18 protein-coding genes are annotated in these 21279 nt (G+C 70.2%); 11 read left to right on the top strand and 7 right to left on the bottom strand.

The window, feature by feature from the left end; genetic code table 11:
• Window positions 1-3 precede the first annotated feature (3 nt).
• The 3 genes from ACFXAZ_RS17075 (at window position 4) to ACFXAZ_RS17065 (ending at window position 3413) form a co-directional block, all read left to right on the top strand.
• The gene (locus tag ACFXAZ_RS17075) at window positions 4-900 is read left to right on the top strand and encodes an NAD(P)-dependent oxidoreductase (protein ID WP_384591030.1); all 897 of its coding nucleotides are present in this window, start codon (window positions 4-6) and stop codon (window positions 898-900) included.
• Between the two features lie 171 nt (window positions 901-1071).
• Window positions 1072-2526, top strand: a complete 1455-nt coding sequence (locus tag ACFXAZ_RS17070) for an NAD-dependent succinate-semialdehyde dehydrogenase (RefSeq protein ID WP_384591028.1) — start codon at window positions 1072-1074, stop codon at window positions 2524-2526.
• Between the two features lie 116 nt (window positions 2527-2642).
• Complete coding sequence (locus ACFXAZ_RS17065) at window positions 2643-3413, top strand: FadR/GntR family transcriptional regulator (protein WP_384591025.1); 771 nt, start codon at window positions 2643-2645, stop codon at window positions 3411-3413.
• A gap of 57 nt (window positions 3414-3470) precedes the next feature.
• On the opposite strand, the gene ACFXAZ_RS17060 is transcribed toward ACFXAZ_RS17065, so the two are convergent.
• The gene (locus ACFXAZ_RS17060; RefSeq protein WP_384591022.1) at window positions 3471-4328 is read right to left on the bottom strand and encodes an enoyl-CoA hydratase/isomerase family protein; all 858 of its coding nucleotides are present in this window, start codon (window positions 4326-4328) and stop codon (window positions 3471-3473) included.
• Window positions 4329-4555: 227 nt separating this feature from the next.
• On the opposite strand from ACFXAZ_RS17060, the gene ACFXAZ_RS17055 reads away from it, so the two are divergent.
• Both ACFXAZ_RS17055 and ACFXAZ_RS17050 read left to right on the top strand, forming a co-directional pair.
• The gene (locus ACFXAZ_RS17055; RefSeq protein ID WP_384591019.1) at window positions 4556-5404 is read left to right on the top strand and encodes a transketolase; all 849 of its coding nucleotides are present in this window, start codon (window positions 4556-4558) and stop codon (window positions 5402-5404) included.
• Window positions 5397-6398 carry a transketolase family protein gene (locus tag ACFXAZ_RS17050; protein WP_384591017.1) on the top strand — a complete coding sequence of 334 codons (1002 nt, stop codon included), beginning with the start codon at window positions 5397-5399 and terminating at the stop codon, window positions 6396-6398. The genes ACFXAZ_RS17055 and ACFXAZ_RS17050 overlap by 8 nt, the downstream gene beginning before the upstream one ends.
• Before the next feature lie 32 nt (window positions 6399-6430).
• Here the strand turns inward: ACFXAZ_RS17050 and ACFXAZ_RS17045 are convergent, their stop codons facing one another.
• The 3 genes from ACFXAZ_RS17045 to ACFXAZ_RS17035 all read right to left on the bottom strand — a co-directional run bounded on the left by ACFXAZ_RS17045 (window position 6431) and on the right by ACFXAZ_RS17035 (window position 8541).
• A complete protein-coding gene (locus ACFXAZ_RS17045; protein ID WP_384591014.1) occupies window positions 6431-6640 on the bottom strand; it encodes a hypothetical protein in 210 nt (69 codons plus the stop codon).
• The gene (locus ACFXAZ_RS17040; RefSeq protein WP_384591011.1) at window positions 6637-7017 is read right to left on the bottom strand and encodes a hypothetical protein; all 381 of its coding nucleotides are present in this window, start codon (window positions 7015-7017) and stop codon (window positions 6637-6639) included. Before ACFXAZ_RS17040 ends, ACFXAZ_RS17045 begins: the two co-directional genes overlap by 4 nt.
• A gap of 318 nt (window positions 7018-7335) precedes the next feature.
• Window positions 7336-8541, bottom strand: a complete 1206-nt coding sequence (locus ACFXAZ_RS17035; RefSeq protein WP_384591008.1) for a helix-turn-helix domain-containing protein — start codon at window positions 8539-8541, stop codon at window positions 7336-7338.
• Between the two features lie 182 nt (window positions 8542-8723).
• Here ACFXAZ_RS17035 and ACFXAZ_RS17030 point away from each other — a divergent pair, with 182 nt between their 5' ends.
• Window positions 8724-8915 (top strand): DUF397 domain-containing protein, encoded by a 192-nt coding sequence (locus ACFXAZ_RS17030; RefSeq protein ID WP_384591152.1) that lies wholly within the window; start codon window positions 8724-8726, stop codon window positions 8913-8915.
• A gap of 128 nt (window positions 8916-9043) precedes the next feature.
• The gene (locus ACFXAZ_RS17025; RefSeq protein ID WP_384591005.1) at window positions 9044-9244 is read left to right on the top strand and encodes a DUF397 domain-containing protein; all 201 of its coding nucleotides are present in this window, start codon (window positions 9044-9046) and stop codon (window positions 9242-9244) included.
• A 153-nt stretch (window positions 9245-9397) separates the two neighbouring features.
• Here the strand turns inward: ACFXAZ_RS17025 and ACFXAZ_RS17020 are convergent, their stop codons facing one another.
• Window positions 9398-11251: an FG-GAP-like repeat-containing protein gene (locus ACFXAZ_RS17020; RefSeq protein ID WP_384591002.1), complete on the bottom strand. Its 1854-nt coding sequence runs from the start codon at window positions 11249-11251 to the stop codon at window positions 9398-9400.
• Between the two features lie 70 nt (window positions 11252-11321).
• Window positions 11322-12059 carry a hypothetical protein gene (locus ACFXAZ_RS17015; RefSeq protein ID WP_384590999.1) on the bottom strand — a complete coding sequence of 246 codons (738 nt, stop codon included), beginning with the start codon at window positions 12057-12059 and terminating at the stop codon, window positions 11322-11324.
• 273 nt (window positions 12060-12332) lie between these two features.
• Here ACFXAZ_RS17015 and ACFXAZ_RS17010 point away from each other — a divergent pair, with 273 nt between their 5' ends.
• A complete protein-coding gene (locus ACFXAZ_RS17010; RefSeq protein WP_384590997.1) occupies window positions 12333-13454 on the top strand; it encodes a hypothetical protein in 1122 nt (373 codons plus the stop codon).
• A gap of 44 nt (window positions 13455-13498) precedes the next feature.
• A complete protein-coding gene (locus ACFXAZ_RS17005; RefSeq protein WP_384590994.1) occupies window positions 13499-14017 on the top strand; it encodes a hypothetical protein in 519 nt (172 codons plus the stop codon).
• Window positions 14018-14073: 56 nt separating this feature from the next.
• Here ACFXAZ_RS17005 and ACFXAZ_RS17000 read toward each other — a convergent pair whose 3' ends face one another.
• Window positions 14074-15600 (bottom strand): RICIN domain-containing protein, encoded by a 1527-nt coding sequence (locus tag ACFXAZ_RS17000; protein WP_384590991.1) that lies wholly within the window; start codon window positions 15598-15600, stop codon window positions 14074-14076.
• 295 nt (window positions 15601-15895) lie between these two features.
• Here ACFXAZ_RS17000 and ACFXAZ_RS16995 point away from each other — a divergent pair, with 295 nt between their 5' ends.
• Window positions 15896-16696 carry a GNAT family N-acetyltransferase gene (locus ACFXAZ_RS16995; RefSeq protein ID WP_384591149.1) on the top strand — a complete coding sequence of 267 codons (801 nt, stop codon included), beginning with the start codon at window positions 15896-15898 and terminating at the stop codon, window positions 16694-16696.
• 249 nt (window positions 16697-16945) lie between these two features.
• Window positions 16946-21265 (top strand): discoidin domain-containing protein, encoded by a 4320-nt coding sequence (locus ACFXAZ_RS16990; RefSeq protein WP_384590988.1) that lies wholly within the window; start codon window positions 16946-16948, stop codon window positions 21263-21265.
• Window positions 21266-21279 lie beyond the last annotated feature (14 nt).

Below are 21279 nucleotides of genomic sequence, written 5' to 3'. Positions count from 1 at the left end.
ACAATGAACGACACCCCCGTGGAGCGCCTCGGCTGGCTCGGTACCGGCGCCATGGGCTCGGTGATGGCCGCGGCCCTGCTCAAGGGCGGCGCCGACCTGCTGGTGTGGAACCGTACGGCCGCGAAGGCCGCGCCGCTCGCCGGTCAGGGCGCGACCGTGGTCGGCTCGATCGCCGACCTCACCGAGGCGTCCGTCGTCTTCGTGATGGTCTCCACCAGCGCCGATCTGCTCGCCGTCACCACCGGCGAGAACGGTCTGCTGAGCGGCCCGCGCCGCCCCGAGGTCATCGTGGACTGCTCCACCGTGTCCGCGGAGGCGTCCGCCGAGGTGCGCGAGGCCGCCGCGGCGGCCGGGGTCGGCTTCCTCGCCGCCCCGATCAGCGGCAACCCGCACATGGTCGCCGACGGCAAGAGCGCGATCGTCGCCTCCGGGCCGCGCGAGACCTTCGACCGGGTGGCGCCCTGGCTGGGCACCATCTCCCCGACCGTGGTGCACGCCGGGCCCGATGAGCAGAGCCGGCTGGTGAAGATCTGTCACAACCTGCTGCTCGGCATGATCACCCAGGCCCTCGCGGAGGTCACCATCCTGGCGGAGAAGGGCGGGGTGGCCCCGGAGGCGTTCGTCGACTTCATCAACGGCTCGGTCCTCGGCTCCACCTTCATCCGCCACAAGGGCCGGGCCATGGTCGAACGCGACTACACGCCCACCTTCAACAACAAGATGCTGCGCAAGGACTTCGACCTCGGTCTCGGCGCGGCCCGCTCACTGGAGGTGCCGATGCCGGTGAGCGCGATGGTCCACCAGCTCGTACAGACCGCGATCGGCCACGGCTTCGCGGAGCGGGACTACGCCGCGCTGTACGAGGTGGAGGCGAAGGCGGCGGGCCTGCGCGACAACTGACCTGGACACAGGTCCACCACCGCGCTGTTCCCTCCTGACCCCGCTGTGCGCGTGCCCGCGCCCTGTCCTGCTCCGGCACGCGCACGGCGGTTTCCGCATGCCCGGCCCCGGCCGCCGGTGCACTCACGCCCCCTGACACGCACCCCCTGATGCACCTTTGAGGAACCACCCATGAACCTGACCCAAGCCCTCGACCGCTGCCCCACCGACCTGCTCGTGGACGGCGAGTTCCGGCCCGCCGCCGACGGCCGGACCCTGACCGTCCACGACCCCGCGACGACGGCCCCGCTGGCGGAGGTCGCCTCCGCCGGGGAGGCGGACGCGGTGGCCGCCGTGACGGCCGCCGCCCGCGCCCAGCCCGGCTGGGCCGCGACCCCGCCCCGGGAGCGTTCGGTCGTCCTGCGCCGGGCCTGGGAGCTGATGACCGAGCGGGCGGAGTTCTTCGCCACGCTGATCAGCGCCGAGAACGGCAAGGCCCTGCCGGACGCGCGGGCCGAGGTGGCGTACGCGGCCGAGTTCCTGCGCTGGTACGCGGAGGAGGCGGTGCGCCTGGCGGGGACGGTGACCCGCGCTCCGGCGGGCGGCCACCGCATCCTGGTGGACCGGGCGCCGATCGGGGTGGCGGTCCTGGTCACCCCCTGGAACTATCCGGCGGCCATGGCCACCCGGAAGATCGGCCCGGCGCTCGCCGCGGGCTGCGCGGTGGTGCTCAAGCCCGCCAGTGACACCCCGCTGACCGCGCTGGCCGTCGGTGCGCTGCTGGCGGAGGCGGGGGTACCGGCGGGGGTGGTCAATGTGCTGCCGGCCGACCGTTCCGGGCCGGTCGTGTCGACGCTGCTGGCCCAGCCCGCCGTCCGCAAGCTCTCCTTCACGGGCTCCACCGAGGTCGGCAAGGTGCTGCTGCGGGTCGCGGCCGACCGGGTGCTGAGCACCTCGATGGAGCTGGGCGGCAACGCGCCCTTCCTGGTGCTGGCCGACGCGGATCTCGACGCGGCGGTGGAGGGGGCGATGCTGGCCAAGATGCGCAACGGGGGCGAGGCGTGCACGGCGGCGAACCGTTTCTATGTCCATGAGTCGCTGGCCGACGCGTTCGGCACCCGGCTCGCCGCCGCGATGGCCGCCCTGCGGATGGGTCCGGGCCTCGCGCCGGACACCGAGGTGGGGCCGCTGGTCAACGCGGAGGCGGTCACCAAGGTGGACGAGCTGGTGGCGGACGCGGTGGAGCGGGGCGCGCGGGTCCTGACCGGCGGCTACACACCCGACCGGATCGGCCACTACTACACGCCGACCGTCCTGGACCGGGTGGCGCCCGGCTCGGCGCTGCTGAGGGAGGAGATCTTCGGGCCGGTGGCACCGCTGGTCCGCTTCCACGACGAGGACGAGGCCATCGCCCTCGCCAACGCCACCGAGTACGGGCTGGTGTCGTACCTCTACACCCGGGATCTGCGCCGGGGCCTGGCCCTCGCGGACCGGCTGGAGACCGGCATGGTGGGCCTGAACCGGGGGCTGGTGTCCGACCCGGCGGCGCCGTTCGGCGGGGTGAAGGAGAGCGGGATCGGCCGCGAGGGCGGCCATGAGGGGATCCTGGAGTACACGGAGGCGAAGTACGTGGCCACGGACTGGTGAGCCAGGCCCCGGGGGCGGCGGTACGTACCGGCGCCGGGCCGCCCGCCGCCCCCGGGTATAGGTTTCCGGTGGACGATCACCGGGACGGGGTGGTCCCGGGTGGTGGAGGAGGACCGGTGGCGGTACAGGCGAGGGAATTCCCGCCGGACAGCCCGTGGCAGGCCCTGCGGGACTTCGGGCTCACCCGGCAGGAGGGCACGGCCGAGGCCGTCGCGGCCCGGGTCCAGGAGCTGATCCTCGCCCGGGACCTGCCGGACGGCTCCCGGCTGCCCTCCGAACGCGACCTCGCGGTGCTGCTGTCCACCAGCCGCCCGACGGTCAGCCAGGCCATCCGCATCCTGGTCATCAAGGGCCTGGTGGAGTCCCGGCGCGGTTCGGGGGTGTACGTACGGCTGCGCCCGGAGGCGACGCTCGCGGCCTCGATGGGGCTGATGCTGGAGATGGAGCCGGGCTCGGTGGGCCAGCTCGCGGAGGTGCGCCTCACGCTGGAGTCGTCGGCCGTGGTGCGGGCCATCGAGCGGGCGACGCCCGCCGAACTGGACCGGGCGCAGGAGGCGCTGGCCGCGTTCGCCCACAGCGGCGGGGACACGGCGAGCTGGATGAGCGCGGACACCCGCTTCCACGCCACGCTCGTCAGCGCCGCCCACAACACCTATCTGGCCTCGATGTTCGACAGCGTGCACACCACGCTGATCAACCACGAGTACCGGACCTGGATCGACAACGGCACGGTGCCGGAGTGGCTGGCCCCCGCCCGCATCCCCGCGCTCACCGCGATCCACGAGCCGATCCTGGACGCCGTACGGCGCCGGGACGTGGAGTCGGCGCTGTACGCGGTGCGCCACCACCACGAGGTGATGACGGCGAATCTGGAGGCGGGGGGCTGAGGGAGGGGTGCCGCCCCACCCCTCACCTCCCCGTCACTGCCACTGCCACTGCCACTGTCAGTCGAAGTTGTTCTTACGCCCCTTGCGTACGTAGGCGACGGTGTCGGCGATGTGTCCCCGGCCGTGCAGGGAGCGCTGCTTGGCCACATGGCCGAACATCTGGATGCCGAAGCCGCCGTCGAGGTCGTCGGTGATCCGCTTGCGCCACGGGCGCCGGACGACCTGGGTGGTGAGCCGCCGGGTGATGCGGGGCCGGCTCATGATGTGGGCGGCGATGGTCCGGGCCCGGGCCAGCAGCTCCTCGCGGGGCAGGACCTCGTTGACCATCCCCCACTCCAGGGCCCGCTGGGCGGTGATGGCCTCACCGGTGAGCAGGGCGTACGCGGCCCGCTTGACGCCGAGCAGCTCCTGGAAGCAGCTGTGGATGCCGTCGCCGGGCACCGAGCTGATGTCGAAGTGGAGGTCGAACAGGGTGGCGTCGTCGGCGCACAGGGTGATGTCGCACATCAGCACGATCTCGGAGTGGAACCCCGAGCCGTTCATGATGCCGATGGTCGGTATCTCCAGGTCGTTGATCAGGGAGCTGACATTGATGCGGCCGTCCTTGTAGGCGTACTCGTACGCCCAGTACGGCATGTCCGCGTCCTCCAGGGCGAAGCCCTCGGGGTCCGAGTCCATCATGAACTCGTCGCCGGTGCCGGTGAGGATCAGCACCTCGTTCTCGGGGTCGGCCCCGATCACCTTGAGCATCTGGCCGAGCGCGCGATGGTTCTCCACGCTGAGCTGGACCGGCCCGCCGAGGGTGTGGGCACGGGCGACGATCACACCGTCGGTGCGTTCGAGGACGAAGAAGTCCTTGAAGCGCTCGCGGTACTCCTCGAACGACGGCGTGGCGATGAACTCCTGCAACGACACGGGGTCCTCCTGGCTGGCTGGGGCGTACGGGGCGTACAGATTCAATTGGCATAGCCAATAAAAGGAGTGTGCGAAGTCAGGACCCGCCAAGTCAAGCCCATACCGCACAACCATTGACAGTTCCCCTCGGAAATTCTCTAATGTGGCTAGGCCAATGAAGTCGAATGTGCAGTCAGGCATGCAGTCAGTGCGGCCCATGCAGGGATCGGTCAAGGAGGATCCGCTCGATGCTGATGCCCACGGTCCGGCGCTTCTCGGACTCAGGAACGCGGTGGACGGTCGACGACCCCGAGGCGCTCGCGCTGCGCATCCGGCTGAACGCCGTGCACATGGTGGCCGGCCAGGGATCGGGCTATCTGGGGCAGGCGCTGTCCGCCGCCGAGCAGGTCGCCGCGGTCTTCACGGTGGCCCGCCCCGGCACGGACCGGCTGGTCTGCTCCCCCGGTCACTACGTCATCGCCCCGTACGCCGCGGCCGTGGCCCTCGGGCTGCTGGACCGCTCGGCGCTGGCCGCGTACGGGGCCAATGGCTCGGTGGTCGACGCGATCGGCGGGGAGCGTTCGCCGGTGGTGGACCTGACCTGCGGCTCGCTCGGGCAGGGCCTGTCGGCGGCGACGGGCTACGCGCTCGCGGACCGGATGCGCGGCCGGGACAGCCGTACCTTCACGCTGGTGAGCGACGGTGAGATGGAGGAGGGCCAGGTGTGGGAGGCGGCCATGTTCGCCGCGCACCACCGGCTGTCCCGGCTGACCGTGCTGGTGGACGCCAACAACTCGCAGGTCGACGGCCCGGTGGACAGCGTCACCACGATCGAGCCACTGGCCGCCAAGTGGGCGTCCTTCGGCTGGTGGACGGCGGACGTCGACGGCCATGACCCGGCCGCGATCCTGACCGCCCTGGACGCGGCGCGAACGCAGGACGCCCGCCCGGCGGTGATCATCTGCCGTACGTCGACGACGCACGGCCTCGACTCCTTGCCACCCGGCACCGACGGCCACTTCGTCACCCTGTCGGCGGAGACGGCGGCGCGGGCGGTCGCGGAACTGACCAGGGCGCTGGAGGAGATCGATGCGTAGGCCGCCCTTCGCCACCCGCCTCAAGCCGTACGGCACCGGGCTGCTGGAACTGGCCCGGGAGCGCGAGGAGATCGTCTGTCTGAGCGGCGATCCGACCCGGCAGTGCGAGGTCGACCTCTTCCGGGACGCGCTGCCGGAACGGTTCGTGCAGGCGGGCATGGCGGAGGCCCACATGATGGGCCTCGCCGGGGCGCTGGCCCGTTCCGGCCACATCCCCTACGTCCACACCTTCGGCGTCTTCGCCACCCGCCGCCCCTACGACCAGATCGCCAACGCCATCGCCGCCCCGGCGCTGCCGGTACGGATCATCGGCTTCATGCCCGGCGTCTCCTCCCCGGGCGGCCCCAGCCATCAGGCCATCGACGACATCGCCCTGATGCGCGCCCTGCCGAACATGACGGTGATCGACGTGGCCGATGCCACCGAGGCGGCGCAGATCGCCCGCGCGCTGGTGGACCTGCCGGGACCGGCATACGTACGCCTGAAGCGCGGCGAGGTCCCCGTCCTCCACCCCGACGGCCACCGCCTCTCCCTGGCGCGGGCCCACCCGCTCACCGAGGGCGAGGACGCGGCGGTGTTCGCCGGCGGGATGATGGTCGCCCCGGCCCTGACCGCCGCGGCGGCGCTGGCCAGGGCGGACGTCCATGTCTCGGTCGTCCAGGTCCTGGCCGTCAAACCCCTGGACGAGCTGACGGTACGTCAGGCAGTGGCCCGGTCCCGCGTGGTCGTCACCGCCGAGAACCACTCCGTCATCGGCGGCCTCGGCTCGGCCGTCGCCGAGGTGATGGCCGAGTCCGGCAGCGGCAGACCCCTGCACCGCGTAGGCATCCAGGACACCTTCGCCGAGGGCTCCCACGACGCGCACTACCTCTTCGAGAAGTACGGCCTGTCGGCACAGCACCTGGTGAACACGGTCTGGGCGGCCCTGGCACTGCCGGGCCCCCCACCCACGGTGGACGACGACGCGGCGACGGGTGAGTACGCGCCGGTCTGAGCGGGGTGATTGTCCGTGCGGGCGGGGGCGGACTACCAACTGCCGGGTGGTGCGTGGCCGGTGCGGCAGCGGGGGCAGCGGCAGGGGGGCCAGCGGAGGGTGTCGGCGAGGGTGAGGGGCCCGGGACCGGGGAGATAGGTCCGCCGCCGGGTGTGGCCGACGCGCTCACCGTCGGGCCGGACCCGATAGGTCTCGATGGTCATGCGGGAGGCGCCCGGGGCGGGCGGGGTACCGGCATTCACCGCGCACCCTCCTCAGGGGCGCGCTGGATGACAACCTTCAGGACATCGGAGAGGGCCCGCTGGAACTCAGGGCTGCGCTCGATGGCGTCGTGCTCGGGGTCGATGTACTGCCAGGTGTGACACCCCGGATGACCGGCGTACAGAATGCACGCCTCGTCCTTCGGCGTCGGCCCCGACAGGGTGTTGCAGTCGGGGACGACCTGGAACGTGTCGGGGCGCCGGCCGTCCGCCCACTGGGCCCACACCTCGCCCGCGCTTGCATCGTCGAGCTCCCACGCCAGGTCGTGGTGACGGCCCCCGGAATGCTCCTGGAGCAGGCAGCGCAGCACCGGCCGTACGTTGCCGGGGACGCTGGAGTCGTGGATCGACGCGAACATGGCCGAAATCAGACCGACGGGCATCAACGCGGTGGCACCACACACCCGAGGACGGGGAACCTGCCGCTCCGCCCCGGACGCCGAAACATACGGCCGGACCAATAGAGCCGCACCCAGGGCAGCTCCCAGCCGTAACAGGCAATCGAAGATCAGATCGATACGCTTCGGCACGTCATAGCTCCTCAGGGCTGGTGGCCAGGCCCCGGGCCGTTCATTCGGTCGCGGGGGTTTCTTGACCCTCAGAGCGTGCCAACAGAACAAGGCTCTGCCGTCCCCACGTTGGGAACGGCAGAGTCTTGACTCAGCGTGCTCGATCCGCTACACACCGCTCCACTGCGCGAACTCCCTCAGGGCATCCGAAGCTCGGTTCCGTGCCCGCAGCAGAGTTCCGACCGTCTCATGCACCTCTGGGTGGAACCTCGTGAGCTGAGGGGCGGCGTCGCGCGCGTTCTCCAGCGACTCCAGCGCGTTGTCATGGCGTGCGGTCCACGCCTCCGCGCGTGCGCGGTTGATCCAGAAGTGCGCTCTCCTGTTGGGCGGATAGTGGTCCGGTAGCCGAACCTCGGTTGCCCGGCGCAGCGCTTCGTCGTGGTCGTCGGTGTCGTTGAGGTCGGAGACCCGGCTCATCCGGACCCATTGCGGCCCGAAGGACAGCGCGTACAGCTCTACGTCCCCGGTGATCTGCGCGATCTCGTTCGCCTGCTCGATCCAACTGTCCGCCGCACTTGTGTCTCTCGTCCGGCGGGCGTACGTGGCCGCACGCAGCACCAGAATGCCGCGCACGGCGCGCACAGCCTGACTCCCGTCATCGTCCAAGTCGCGGAGCGCTTGGCGCATCAGGGCGACACTGCGGTCCGCGCGACCGGCCGAACCGTGGGTGATGGCCGCGCGCTCGAACCGTTCGATGGCTACGAGGCACGGGTCCCCGGACTCTCGCGCCGCAGCACCCATACGCGCCACAGCCAGGCGCGCGAGATCCGCGTAGCCGAGGCGGTAGGCGACACTGGCAGCCGTTCGGGCCATCTCCGTCTGAAGCGCGTACGCTCGCTCCCGTTCTCGCCCTGGGGTGTCCTGTCTACGGACCGCGGAGGCCACCTCGGTGATCAGCCCGGGAAGAATCTTGGCGGTCTCCGAGAAGTCCGCGCCGATGCGCAGACGGACCATCCGGTCAACCTCCGCTTCCAGGACATCGACGGAGCGTGGCTCCGGGTCATCGTCAAGTTCGATGTCCCACGCTTCCAGGGCACTACCGATCGGGGACACCATGGCATCGAGTTGCTCCTGCTGGAGGATCTTGATGTACGGCTGCCCGTGGAGTACGGAGATGTCGACGGACAGCGCGCGAGAGACGGCGGCGAGCACGGAGGGGCTGGCGGGCTGTTCGCCGTTCTCGACTCGGGACAGCTGACTCTTGGAGACGTGCGCCATCCGCCCCAGTTCGGCAAGCGAGTAGTCACGGATCAAACGCATGGCACGGATGCGTGTGCCCACGCTCTCGGTGGGCCTGTCAGCGGGGTAGGACATGCTGAATCCTCGTGTTCTGACGTGGTGGTCAGAACGCTACTCTCCGAGGACATCGAGGAGTTGTGTGATCGGCCCTACGATTGCCTGCGGGCCGAAGCGCTTGGCCATCGGGCATCCGTCGCTCACATTCAACGAATCCTTGAGGAGTACGCACGGTGACCAACACCCCGAACCCCCATGGAATGGAGTGGGTGAAGTCCAGCCACAGCGGTCCCAACGGCGGCGACTGCGTCGAATGGGCCCCGGGCCACGCGTCGGCACACGGCGTCATTCCCGTCCGGGACAGCAAGCAGACCGACGGCCCGGGCCTCATGCTCTCCCCCGAAGCCTTCGCCGGACTGATCAGGTTCGCCCGCAACACTGAGGCCGGCTGAGTCACTCCGTTCCCGTCGAGCCCCGCCCGGGCGCGGGACGGAACGCAAGCCACAGGCACGATCGACTGACACAAGGACACCCGCAGGTTCGCCTCCCTTCCTTCAGCAACTTGCCAAGGAGTACGTCAATGAGCCACTTCACCGGCTGGATCAAGTCCAGCCACAGCGGACCGGACGGGGGCCAGTGCGTAGAGGTAGCCCCCGGGTACGCCCCGTCCGGCGTCATCCCCGTCCGGGACAGCAAGCGCGCTGACGGCCCGATCCTCACGCTGTCGCCCGACGCCTTCGCCGGACTGGTCACGTTCGCGCGCAACGCCGACGTCGGCTGAATCCGTCCGTTCCCGTCGGCCCCGCCCGGGCGCGCGATACCGGGCGGGGCGGCCTCCTGGCGCATCCGGGCGGTGGGCAGACCTACGGCCCGGCAGGTGAGAGGCTGCCGGGCCGTACGCCGGGGTGGTGCCGGGGTCAGCCGGTCCCCTGGGCTACCGGGTGGTCCGGAAGCGGCGGTACAGGTTTCGGGCCACGTACACCCCCGGGCCCCCGAAGCCGACGATGTCGACGCGTCCCTCACCCGTGATGTCGGCGAGGAAGCGCGGATGGCGGCCGACCCGCCAGGCGCCCGCGTCCTCGTTGTATCCGAACCCCCGGCACACCAGTTGGGCCTGCTCGAAGCGGCCGTCGCCCCGGCCGTGCGACACCCAGACCCCTTCATCACCGAAGCCGACGATGTCCGGGCGGCCGTCGCCCGTGACATCGGTGAGGAAGCGGAGGTGCTTCGTGCTCGTCCAGCCCTGGGCGGATCCGAAGTCGTTCAGGACGATCCGGGCAGGCTCGAAGGTGCCGTCCCCGCGGCCCTTCGCGACGACGACGCCCTGCGGTCCGAACCCGACGATGTCCGGGGTGCCGCCGCTCGCGGCCGGGGCCAGGAAGCGGGGGTGGTCCGCGACCGAGCGCCATCCCTGGTCCACCCCGAACTCGGCTAGCAGGTAGAGGGGATCGGCGAAGGCACCCTCCTCGTCCTGGAGCGACACCCAGACGCCGTCGTCGTGGAAGCCGACGACGTCGAGCCTGCCGTCACCCGTGGCGTCGGTCAGGAAGCGCGGATGCTTCTCGACCCGCCACCCGCCCGCGCTCTCGCCGTACCCGAAGGCCCGGAGGACCGGTTCGTCGGCGACCGGGGCGAAGGCACCCGCCTCGTCCTGGAGCGACACCCGCAGACCGTCGTCGTGGAAGCCGACGACATCGAGCCTGCCATCACCCGTGGTGTCGGCCAGTAAGCACGGATGCCGGTCGGCGCGCCAGCCGCCGCCCGGTCCGCCGTGCCCGAACGCCTTGATGACCGGCGTGCCGCTCCCGGCCGCGAAGGTCCCGTCCCCGGCCTGCGGGAACACCCGTACGCCATCGGCGGCGAGCACGACGGCATCGGGCTTTCCGCTGCCCGTGGTGTCCGCGAGGGCCCACAGGTCCGACGGGCTCGGGGACGGGACGGGCGGGTGCAGGACACGCTCGGCGCCGAAGGTGCCGTCGCCCGCGGTGGCCGAGGCCACGGCTCCCTTCGCGGGCCTGAGCGCGACGATGTCCGCCCGCCCCGTGCCCGTGGTGTCGGCGAGGAACCGCGCGCCGGTCCCCGCCCACCGCTCCGGTTGCCCGCCGGGCGCAGGGGTGGCCCCGTCGCTCTTCCACTCCCCGGCGGCCACGTCGCTGCCGAACTGGTCGAGGACCAGCAGCAGATCGCTGAAGGAGGGCGCCGCGCCGGGCACCGGCCGCAGCGCGGCCGAGCGGTCCAGCCGCCAGGACCGGCGTCCGTTCCAGTGGCTCAGTGATCCCCAGCGCAGCGCGAGGTCGCTGGTGCGCTCGGGTGCGGTGGGGACGAACCGCCACCGCTGGCTCGCCGCGTCCTCGTCGTATGCGCGCAGCACGACCCGGGTGTCGTGCGCACCGGGCTCGTCGAGGTCGAGAACGGTGCCGTCGGCCGCGGTCTCGATGAAGTACAGCCCGGCCTCTCCGTCGACCGGGACGACATGCCACCGCTGGCTCTTCTTCCCGGCGGCGGCGACCCCCTGCCGTACACCGCGGTCCGCGGCGACGGGGTTGTCGAGCACCTGGCCCCCGACGGCGTCACGGATCGCGTACGCGTGGCCGTCGCCGTGCACCGGTCCGCCCTGCGGCGCCGCGGGCACGGGGACGAGTTGCCACCGCTGCGGACCGGGGCCACCGGCGGGGACGTCACGGACGACGAGTGTCCCGTCCGCGCTCGGCGCGACCCTGGCGCCGAGGGTCTGTCCCGTGACGGCGTGGACGATCTCCAGCTTCAGTTCTTCCGTGGGCACGGTCATCGTGGTGCCTCTTCCAGACGGGTTGTGCGCGGGCTCGGGCTCGGTGCGGCTCCGGCACCGTGGTGGCGGATCACGTGAAGACGTGGTGGTAGGGGACGTTCCACTCGTTGGGCAGCCGCGGATAGAAGGTGTTGATGACCGTTCCGGTGAAGTCGCCGCCCCAGTTGTAGGTGAGGCGCACCTCGGCGTCGGCCGTCACCGCGTGGTCCTTGAAGCCGAGGATGGCGTCGGGATGGGTGATCGGGACGAAGGTGATCCCGCCCCACGGCGTCACCGTGACCACCCAGAGCTGGGTGTCCTCGATCGCGCCGTTCTTCCCCCGCCACTTGTCGCCGACCTTGTCGGGGAGCCCGAGCTGCACGATGTCGGCGGTGGTCTTCGGTGCCTCCTGATGGACGGAGATGCGCCGGCGCTTCGGCTTCGGCACCCCGTCGTCACCGCGCCCGGTGTCGGCCGTACCCGTACCGGCGGCAGGGGCGGCAGGGGCGGGCACGGGCGGCACCTGGCCCGCCGCGCTCTCGATGAAGTAGAGCGGTCGCTGTCCGAAGAAGCCTCCGGGGGTGATGTGCCAGAGGTGGCCCTGTGCGTCCTTGGTGGCCGGGTCGAGCGCGGTGGCCAGCTTGACCCCCTTGTCGTGGCTGTCCTCCTTCAGCTCGACGGGCCGCAGATACCCGCCGTTGAAGGCGTGGATGAGCATGACCGGCCGGTTCTCGATCAGCGCCGCCACGATCGCGTTGTCGTAGCTGTTCACCGCCACCGGTCCGCCGACCACCAAATTCGACATGACCGTGCGTTCTTGGGTGTACATCGCGGAACCTCACCTGTCCCTGAGAGTGGAGAAGCAATGTGCCGGACATCCGGCTCGAAATGGCCCACAAGACGAATCGCCAGCGCCGCAACTTACCTTCGCAGCAAGGGAGTTGACCCCACCCATCGGCATATGTCATCCAAATGAGCGGGATGCATGAAAGCGCCCTCCATAACAACTGGGGCCGTGTTAGCTTCAATTTTCGGAACGTACGAGATGCCTGTTTTCAATTCACCTGGCACGGTTCGACCGAATTCAGCCGAGGATGAGGAAATGCCTTCCAACGCGTACAACCTGGAACGGGCCAAGCGTCAGCCATTGACGAAGAAGAACCTGCGGGAACTCAACATCGAACAGACCTGGCAGTCCATCCTGGACCACCCCGGCCTGGTCTACGTCGACGACTACGGTGTGCGGCACAAGCCCGTGGGGTTCTCCGTGAACAAGTCGAGCTTCGGCTCCTTCCCGGGGTCCGCCTTCAAGCTGGGGTGGCTCGCCTACATGAATCTCGGGGAGCCGCTGATCGAGGAGCGGCGCGGCATCGGCCAGCCGGAGCCCGACACCTTCTCCTCGCGTGCCTATGTCAACCGCAGCCTCGCGACCCCGATGAACTTCACCGACTCCGTCGAGTTCACCGTGTCGAACGAGGTGACGTGGTCGCTCCAGGGGGAGGCCCAGCTCACGTTCGGCGGCAAGGTCGGCGCGGAGCTTCAGCTCCAGCTCCAGAAACAGCTCCAGCTGGACCTCCAGGCACAGCTCCAGACCGAGCTTCAGAACCAGCTCCAGAACGAGATGGCGAACACGGCCACGAACACCGTGACCAACGAGAGCAGCAAGGACGACATGGGGGTCGACACCGCCAACGGGACCGAGAACGGCGTCACGAACTCGACGACGAACAGCGTCACCAACACGGCATCGACCTCGGTGACGGCCTCGTCGGCGTTCACGGCCACGGGCAGCGCCACCGGCAGCGCGGAGCTGAACGCCCAGTTGATGCTGGGCATCACGGCCTCGGTCGGCGGCACCCTGACGACCAGCTGGGCCTCGAAGTCGGAGATCTCCGGCACGGTCGAGCCCGATTCGCGGGTGGAGACCATCGTCACGCAGCGGCGCGCCCGCAAGGAGTACACGTACGAGATCCCGGTGACCTTCTCCGGGCTGCTCGCGGTGCGGTACGACGTGCCGGTGGCGGTCCTGTCCCCGCCGCAGTCCGGGGACTACCCCGCCCTCGACCGCGTGGTCGCCCGCGACATCGGCGATCTCGACCTCTCCGGCGGCGGCTTCCGCATGAAGGGGCTGGCCGAGGTCGTCTCGGCGCTGGAGGTCCACCACACCATGTTCGACGGCGAGAGCCTGACCGGCAGCGACCGGGCACTGTACAAGACCCCTTGACCCCGCGGGCCGTGCCGCCCACATGACGACCAGGAGTGACCACCATGGTGTTCAACAACATCTTCGGCTCCGCGGGCCAGGGAGCCGGCCTCTTCTCGGTGACCACCGACGCCGCCAAGCCCCGGCCCGGGGAGGGCGTCGACTTCGAGGACTCCGAGGACGACACGTACGACGACACGAGCACCAGCCTCTTCAACAGCGCGATCCACGGGGCCTCGTCCCGGGCCAAGGTGGTGCAGGAGCAGTCACCCGAGGCACGGGCCGTCCTCGGGTTCCTCGGCGCGTTCATCCAGACCACCCAGGCGTCGGCCGATGCCCAGGCCCGGTACGCCGGGGATCCCGGTTCGGTGTCCTCGGCGGCGTCCGCGCGCATGCAGGAGTCGAGCCCGACGGTCGCGGAGCACGGCGACCTCCAGAAGGACGAGGACCTGGAGACCATGCCGCGCAAGAGCGACTTCACCCAGCCGCCCGAGGCTCCCCCGACACCCAAGGCGGCCAAGCCGACCGCCGAGAGTCCTTCGGGTGCGGCGGGTTCATCGAGTGCGGCGGGTGCGCAGAAGTAGGACCTGCCTTCGGGGGGGGGCGGGGGGGGCGCCCCCCCCCCCCCCCCCCTCGCGCGTCACACCGGGAGCAGCTGCCACTGCCGGTCGTGGTGGTCGCCCTCCGACCCGTGCTGCTCGATCCCCGCACGGGCGTTGGTGTCGACCCGCAGGAGCAGACCACTGTGGCGATTCGCGATCTCGTACACCCTGGGAGTGGCGTTCGCGTCACCCACCGGGATCAGCCGCCACTGCTGATGATGTGCTTCGCCTCCCTCGTAGGCGCGCTGCGCGACCACCGCCCCGTTCCGCTCCTGCGCCCCGACGACCTCCAGGACCTTGGCGCTGCGCAGGTTCTCGATCGTGTAGAGGACTTCGCCGTTCTCCTGGCCCGCCACGACCATGCGCCACCGCTGGTGGTCCCTGGAGATGGCGAGATCCTGGTGGATCTCGGCCCCGTCCTTGGTGGATTCACGCAGGACCGCCATACGCAGCCGGCTGCGGACACTGGCCCAGGAGACCACCGTCCCCGAGTCGGGGAGTCCGGCCAGCCGGGGGGACGTGATCTTCCGGATCCGGTTGTTGACGTGGTCGGCGAGGTAGAGGGTGTCGACACTGTCCACGGCCAGCCCATACACGGCGTTCACCTGGGCCGAGGCGGCGGGTCCGCCGTCGCCGCCGAACCCCGCGGTGCCCGTGCCGACCGCCGTGCTCATCTTCCCGTCGGCCGTGACCTTCCGGACCCGGTGGTTTCGATGGTCGGTGATCCAGAGGGCTCCCGTGCTGTCCGTCACCACTGCCAGCGGGAGGTTCAGCTGGGCGGCGGTGGCCGGGCCGCCATCACCGCCGAACCCTCCGGTCCCGTTCCCCGCGACCGTACTGATCACCCCATCGGCAGCGACCCTGCGGACCCGGTGATTGTTGGAATCGGCGATGTAGAGATTGCCCGCGCCGTCCAATGCCACCCCGTAGGGCGCGTTGAGCCGGGCGGCGGTGGCCGGGCCGCCGTCACCGGCGAACCCTCCGGTCCCGTTCCCCGCCACCGTACTGATCACCCCGTCGGCGGCGACCCTGCGGATCCGGTGGTTGTAGTAGTCAGCGATGTGAAGAACGCCGTCCCCGGCCGCCGTCACCCCCAGCGGGAGGTTCAGGTGGGCGGCGGTGGCCGGGCCGCCATCACCGCCGAACCCTCCGGTCCCGTTCCCCACGACCGTACTGATCACCCCATCGGCGGCGACCCTGCGGACCCGGTGATTGCCGGAATCGGCGATGTAGAGATTGCCCGCGCCGTCCACCGCCACCTCGCGCGGACAGTTCAGCTGACCCGCGACGGCCGGACCGCCGTCCCCCCGGAATCCGGCGGTCCCGTTCCCGGCGACCGTGCTGATCCTCCCGTCGGTCGCGATCTTCCTGACCCGGTGGTTGATGTAGTCGGAGAAGTAGACGGTCCCGTTCCGGTCCACCGCGATCCCGTACGGCCGGTTCAACTGAGCTGCGGTCGCGAGCCCGCCGTCCCCGCTGAAACCGGCGGTCCCGTTCCCCGCGACCGTGTTGATCGGAGGAGCGGAGTTCTCGCCACCGGTGGTCGCCGCCTGAGCAGTGCTCATCGCCATCCCTTCACCATCAACTGCCCGCCCTTTACGGGCAGTTGTTAACCGGTTCCAGATAGTCACACTATCGCTGGGCTGACAAGCACACGTATGGGTGAAGCTCACTCCTGGGTGCGGTGGGCGAGGGCGAGGGCGAGGAGCGCGCGGACGCGGCGAGGCGCGGTGCCAGGGCACGCGAGTTCGGCAAGATCCGCACGAGGGGCCCTACAGCGGCTGGATGGCGAATCCTCGCCCCGGCCTGTGCTACCCCAAAGAGGTCCCGACCCACCCGACCGACCCCTGGGGGCCCACCATGACCGATCTCGCCCAGTCCATCGAATCGGCGGAACAACTCGCCGCCGCCTGGCGGGCCATGGTGCTCGACCGTGACCCGGACGCCGATGTGCGCGACCTCCCGGGGATCGCCGTGCGCTGGGCGGACAGCCGGTTCGCGTTCTGGAACTGTGTCACCCTCACCGAGGTCGACGCGGGGCCGGAGGTCGTCGGGCGGCGGCTGCGGGAGGCCGCCGGTCTCATGCGGGGCAAGGAACGCCCGGGGTTCCTCTGGGTCTTCGAGGGGCTGCTCGGCGACGCCGCCCGCGCGGAGCTGCCGGCCGCCGCCGAACGGGCCGGGCTCGCCTACGCGTTCCCCGGTACCGGCATGGCCGGTGACGTCCTGCCGCTGCCCGAGCCCCGCCACCCCGACCTGACCTTCGTACGGGTCACCGACGACGAGCACGTACGCGCCTACGCCGACCTCAACTCCCGCGCCTACGGCTTCCCGCCGGAGGACGGCCGGGACGGGCTCCTCGGGTCAACCCTGTGGAAGGAAGGGGCGTACGCCTATCTGGGGATGCGCGACGGCACCCCGGTGAGCTGCGCCGGCGCCGTCGAGGCCGACGGACGGCTGTTCGTCGCCCTCGTCGCCACCGATCCGCGCTGGCAGCGGCGCGGGTACGGGGAGGCCGTCACCCGCAAGGCGCTGCACGAGGGGGCGCGGGCCACCGGGCTGCGCCGCGCCACCCTCCACGCGACCGCCGCCGGGGCACCCGTGTACACCCGGATCGGACTGCTGCCCAACTCGCCGATCCACTTCTACGGCCTCCAGGGCTGACCCCCGCCCCTCCTTCCACCGGCCCCCGCGACTCCCCCGGAGCGCGGGGGCCGTCCGCGTCCCCGGCTCACCCCACTTGTGCGCATCCCGTACCGATCTTTGTCATGAGCATGGACGCCGACCCCGGTTTCTGCAACGCTTCAACAGTCCTACGCAAATTACTTGCATTGCGACGCTTCTCACGATCAACCTCTCGCAACTTCCTGACATGCGCGAGAGCATCCCCCACCCCTGCGGACGAGGAGCACGATGAGCAGCAAGCGATCGAGCGGCAAGCGATTCAGATGGCGGACGCTCGCCGTCGCGTTGGCGGGCAGTCTGGTGGTCGTCGGCGGGCCGACCCTGCCCGCGCTGGCGGCCGGTGACGGCGCGGCGAGCGGCGGGCCCGGCCTGGTGAACAGCGGGGCCGGCGCGGCGAGCAGTGCGCGCGGGCACGCGCCCGACGCGCTGAACGACGGCGACCGGGACACGTACTGGCAGAGCGAGAGCGGGAAGTTCCCCGCCTGGGCCCAGATCGATCTCGGTGAGAGCACCAGGATCGACCAGGCCGTGCTGAAGCTTCCCGAGGGCTTCAAGTCGCGCACCCAGACCCTGTCCGTGCAGGGCAGCGACGACGGCACGGCGTTCCGCACGCTGGTGTCGTCGGCGACGTACACCTTCGGCGAGGACGACGACAACACCGTCACCATCGATTTCCCGGCGCTGAACACCCGTTATCTGCGGGTCGAGATCACCGGCAACAGTGTCGCGGGCGCCGGTCAGCTGGCCGAGCTGGAGGCGCACCGGGCCACCGGGAGCAGCGGCGATCTGGCGCGCGGCAAGCGGCTGACCGCCAGCAGCGCCGCCGCCGGGCATGGCGCGGGCACCGCCGCCGACGCCGATCAGAGCAGTTACTGGCAGAGCGGCGGGGACGACTCCGCGCCCTGGATCCAGACCGACCTCGGTGCGGCCCTGGCCGTGAACCGGGTCGTCATGAAGCTGCCCGCCTCCTTCGACGCGCGGACGCAGTCGCTGAAGGTGCAGGGCAGCACCGACGGCAAGCACCACAGCGATCTGGTCGCCGGGGCCGATTACCAGTTCGACCCGGACCAGGGCAACCAGGCCACGATCAGCTTCGACACCACGACCACCCGCTATGTACGGCTCGCCCTCACCGGTGAGTCCAAGGAGAGCGGCGGCCAGCTCGGCGAGATCGAGGTGTACGGCCCCGAGACCGGCGACTCCAGCCCGCCCTCCGCGCCCGGCTCACTGAAGCTGACCGAGCCGGACACCGGCAAGGTGACCCTCGCCTGGCAGCCCTCGAAGGACAACGAGAAGGTCACCGGCTACGACGTCTACCTCGGCGGCACGCTGCGCACCACCGTCGCCGGGAACGTGACCTCGTACACCGACGACCAGCCCGCCGACAGCACGCTCAGCTATCACGTGACGGCCCGGGACGCGGCCGGGAACCAGTCGGCGGCCGGCAACACCGTGACCCGGAAGGCGGCGAAGGGCGACACGCAGGCGCCGACCCAGCCCGCCGGGCTCACCGCGCGGGCCGCGAAGTCCGGCGAGGTGAAGCTGGACTGGCAGAAATCGGGTGACGACAAGAAGGTCACCGGTTACGACATCTACGCGGACAACAAGCTGCGCGAGAGCGTCGCCGGGAACGTCACCTCCTTCACCGACGCGCAGCCCGCCGGGGCGACGGTGACGTACCAGGTCCGCGCGAAGGACGCGGCGGGCAATGTCTCGCCGGCCAGCGCGAAGGCGGCGACCACCGGGGACGCGGGGATCCTCGCGACGAACCTCGCGGTCGGCAAGCCGGTCGTGCAGTCCGGGAACGTGCACACGTTCGTCGGCACCAACGCCGTCGACAACAACGTGAACACCTACTGGGAGGGCGCGAGCAACGTCTGGCCCAGCGTGCTCACCGTGAAGCTCGGTGCCAACGCCGACATCTCCCAGGTCGTCATCCAGCTCAACCCCGCCACGATCTGGGGCGCGCGCACCCAGAACATCCAGATCCTGGGGCGCGAGCAGAGCCAGACCGCGTACACCAACCTGGTCTCGGCCGCCAACTACAACTTCAGCCCGACCACCGGGAACTCGATCACCATCCCGGTGACCGCGCGGACCGCCGACGTCCAGGTGCGGATCAACAGCAACACCGGGGCGCCCGGCGGGCAGATCGGTGAGCTCCAGGTCATCGGGGACCCGGCACCCAACCCCGACCTGACCGTCACCAGCCTGACCGCCTCCCCGGCCTCCCCGGTGGAGACCGACAGCGTGAGCCTGACCGCGCGGGTGGCCAACACCGGCACCGCCGCCTCCCCGGCCAGCAATGTCAACCTCTACCTGGGCACCACCAAGGTGGGCACCGCGAACGTCGGCGCGCTCGCCGCGGGCGCCTCGGCGGACGTGACCGCCTCCATCGGCACCCGGACGGCGGGCTCGTACCAGCTGACCGCGAAGGTCGACGAGGCCAACACGGTCATCGAGCAGAACGACACGAACAACTCCTTCACCGCCGCGAGTCCGCTGGTGGTGCGGGCGGTGGACAGCGCCGACCTGATCGCCTCACCGAGCGGCTGGTCCCCGGACAATCCGGCGGCGGGCGTCGCGGTGAACTTCAGCGTCGCCATCAAGAACCAGGGCAACGTCGCCTCCGCCGCGGGCGCGCACAACGTCACCGTGACGGTCCTCAACGAGTCCGGCGCCACGGTCCGTACCCTGACCGGCAGTTACACCGGGTCCATCGCGGCCGGGGCCACCACAAGCCCGATCGCGCTCGGCTCCTGGACGGCGGTGAGCGGCAAGTACTCGGTGCGCACGGTGATCGCCGACGACGCCAATGAGCTGCCGGTGAAGCGCGCCAACAACACCACGACCAAGCCGCTGTTCGTGGGCCGCGGCGCCAATCTGCCGTTCGCCTCCTACGAGGCGGAGGACGGCGTGCTGGGCGGCGGCGCCCAGGCCGTCGGGCCCAACCGGACCATCGGCGACATCGCGGGCGAGGCGTCCGGCCGCAAGGCGGTCACCCTCAACAACACCGGCAACTACGTCGAGTGGACGACCAAGGAGCCCACCAACACCCTGGTCACCCGCTTCTCCATCCCGGACGCGGCGGGCGGCGGCGGCATCGACTCCACCCTCAACGTCTACGTCAACGGCACCTTCCACAAGGCGATCAACCTGACCTCGAAGTACTCGTGGCTGTACGGCGCCGAGGCGAGCCCCACCAACAATCCCAGCTCGGGCGCCCCGCGCCACATCTACGACGAGGCCAACGTCTTCCTGGACTCGACGGTCCCGGCGGGCGCCAAGATCCGGCTCCAGAAGGACGCCGCGAACACCTCGCAGTACGCGATCGACTTCATCAACACCGAGCAGGTCGCGCAGATCCCCAACCCCGACCCGGCCCGCTACACCGCCGCCACCGGGTTCACCCAGCAGGATGTGCAGGCCGCCCTGGACCGGGTGCGGATGGACACCACCGGCACCCTGATCGGCGTGTACCTGCCGGCCGGCACCTACCAGACGACCAGCAAGTTCCACGTCTACAACAAGGCCGTCCAGGTGGTCGGCGCCGGCCCCTGGTACACCCGGTTCGCCGCGCCCGCCGCCCAGAACAACACGGACGTGGGCTTCCGGGTGACGAACACGGCGAACGGCTCGTCGTTCGCCAACTTCTCCTACTTCGGCAACTACAACTCCCGGATCGACGGCCCCGGCAAGGTCTTCGACGCGAACGGCGTCAACGGCCTGACGATCGACAACATCTGGGTCGAGCACCAGATGTGCCTGTACTGGGGTGCCAACACCGACAACGTCACCATCAAGAACAGCCGGATCCGGGACACGTTCGCGGACGCCGTCAACATGACGAACGGCTCCCAGAACAACCTCGTGCAGAACAACGAGGCCCGCTCCAACGGCGACGACAGCTTCGCCCTGTTCGCGGCCATCGACGGCGCGGGCGGGAACAACACCGGCAACGTCTACGAGAACCTGACGTCGCTGCTGACCTGGCGGGCGGCCGGTGTCGCCGTCTACGGCGGCGAGAACAACGTGTTCCGCAACCTGTACATCGCGGACACGCTGGTCTACTCCGGCATCACCATCAGCTCCCTCGACTTCGGCTACCCGATGAACGGCTTCGGACCGGGTCAGACGAAGATCGAGAACGCCTCGCTGGTCCGGGCGGGCGGTCACTTCTGGGGCAATCAGACCTTCGGCGCCATCTGGATGTTCTCGGCGTCGAAGACGTACACGGCGATCCGGGTGACCGATGTGGACATCGTCGATCCCACCTACAGCGGGATCATGTTCCAGACGAACTACGTCGGCGGGAAGGCGCAGAACCCGGTCCAGGACACCGTCCTGACCGATGTGTCCATCACGGGCGCGCAGAAGAGCGGTGACGCCTACGACGCCAAGTCCGGATTCGGCATCTGGGTCAACGAGATGCCCGAAGCCGGGCAGGGACCGGCCGTCGGCTCGGCCACGTTCATCGGGCTGACCCTGGAGAACAACGCCGTCGACATCCGCAACACCACGTCGACGTTCACCATCAACCGGCAGTAGCCACGACCCGGCCC

This window comes from Streptomyces sp. NPDC059477, from assembly GCF_042749375.1.
Taxonomy (GTDB): Bacteria; Actinomycetota; Actinomycetes; order Streptomycetales; family Streptomycetaceae; genus Streptomyces.
The sequence above is the reverse complement of the archived record's forward strand: the minus strand, read 5'-3'. Positions and strand labels throughout refer to the sequence as shown.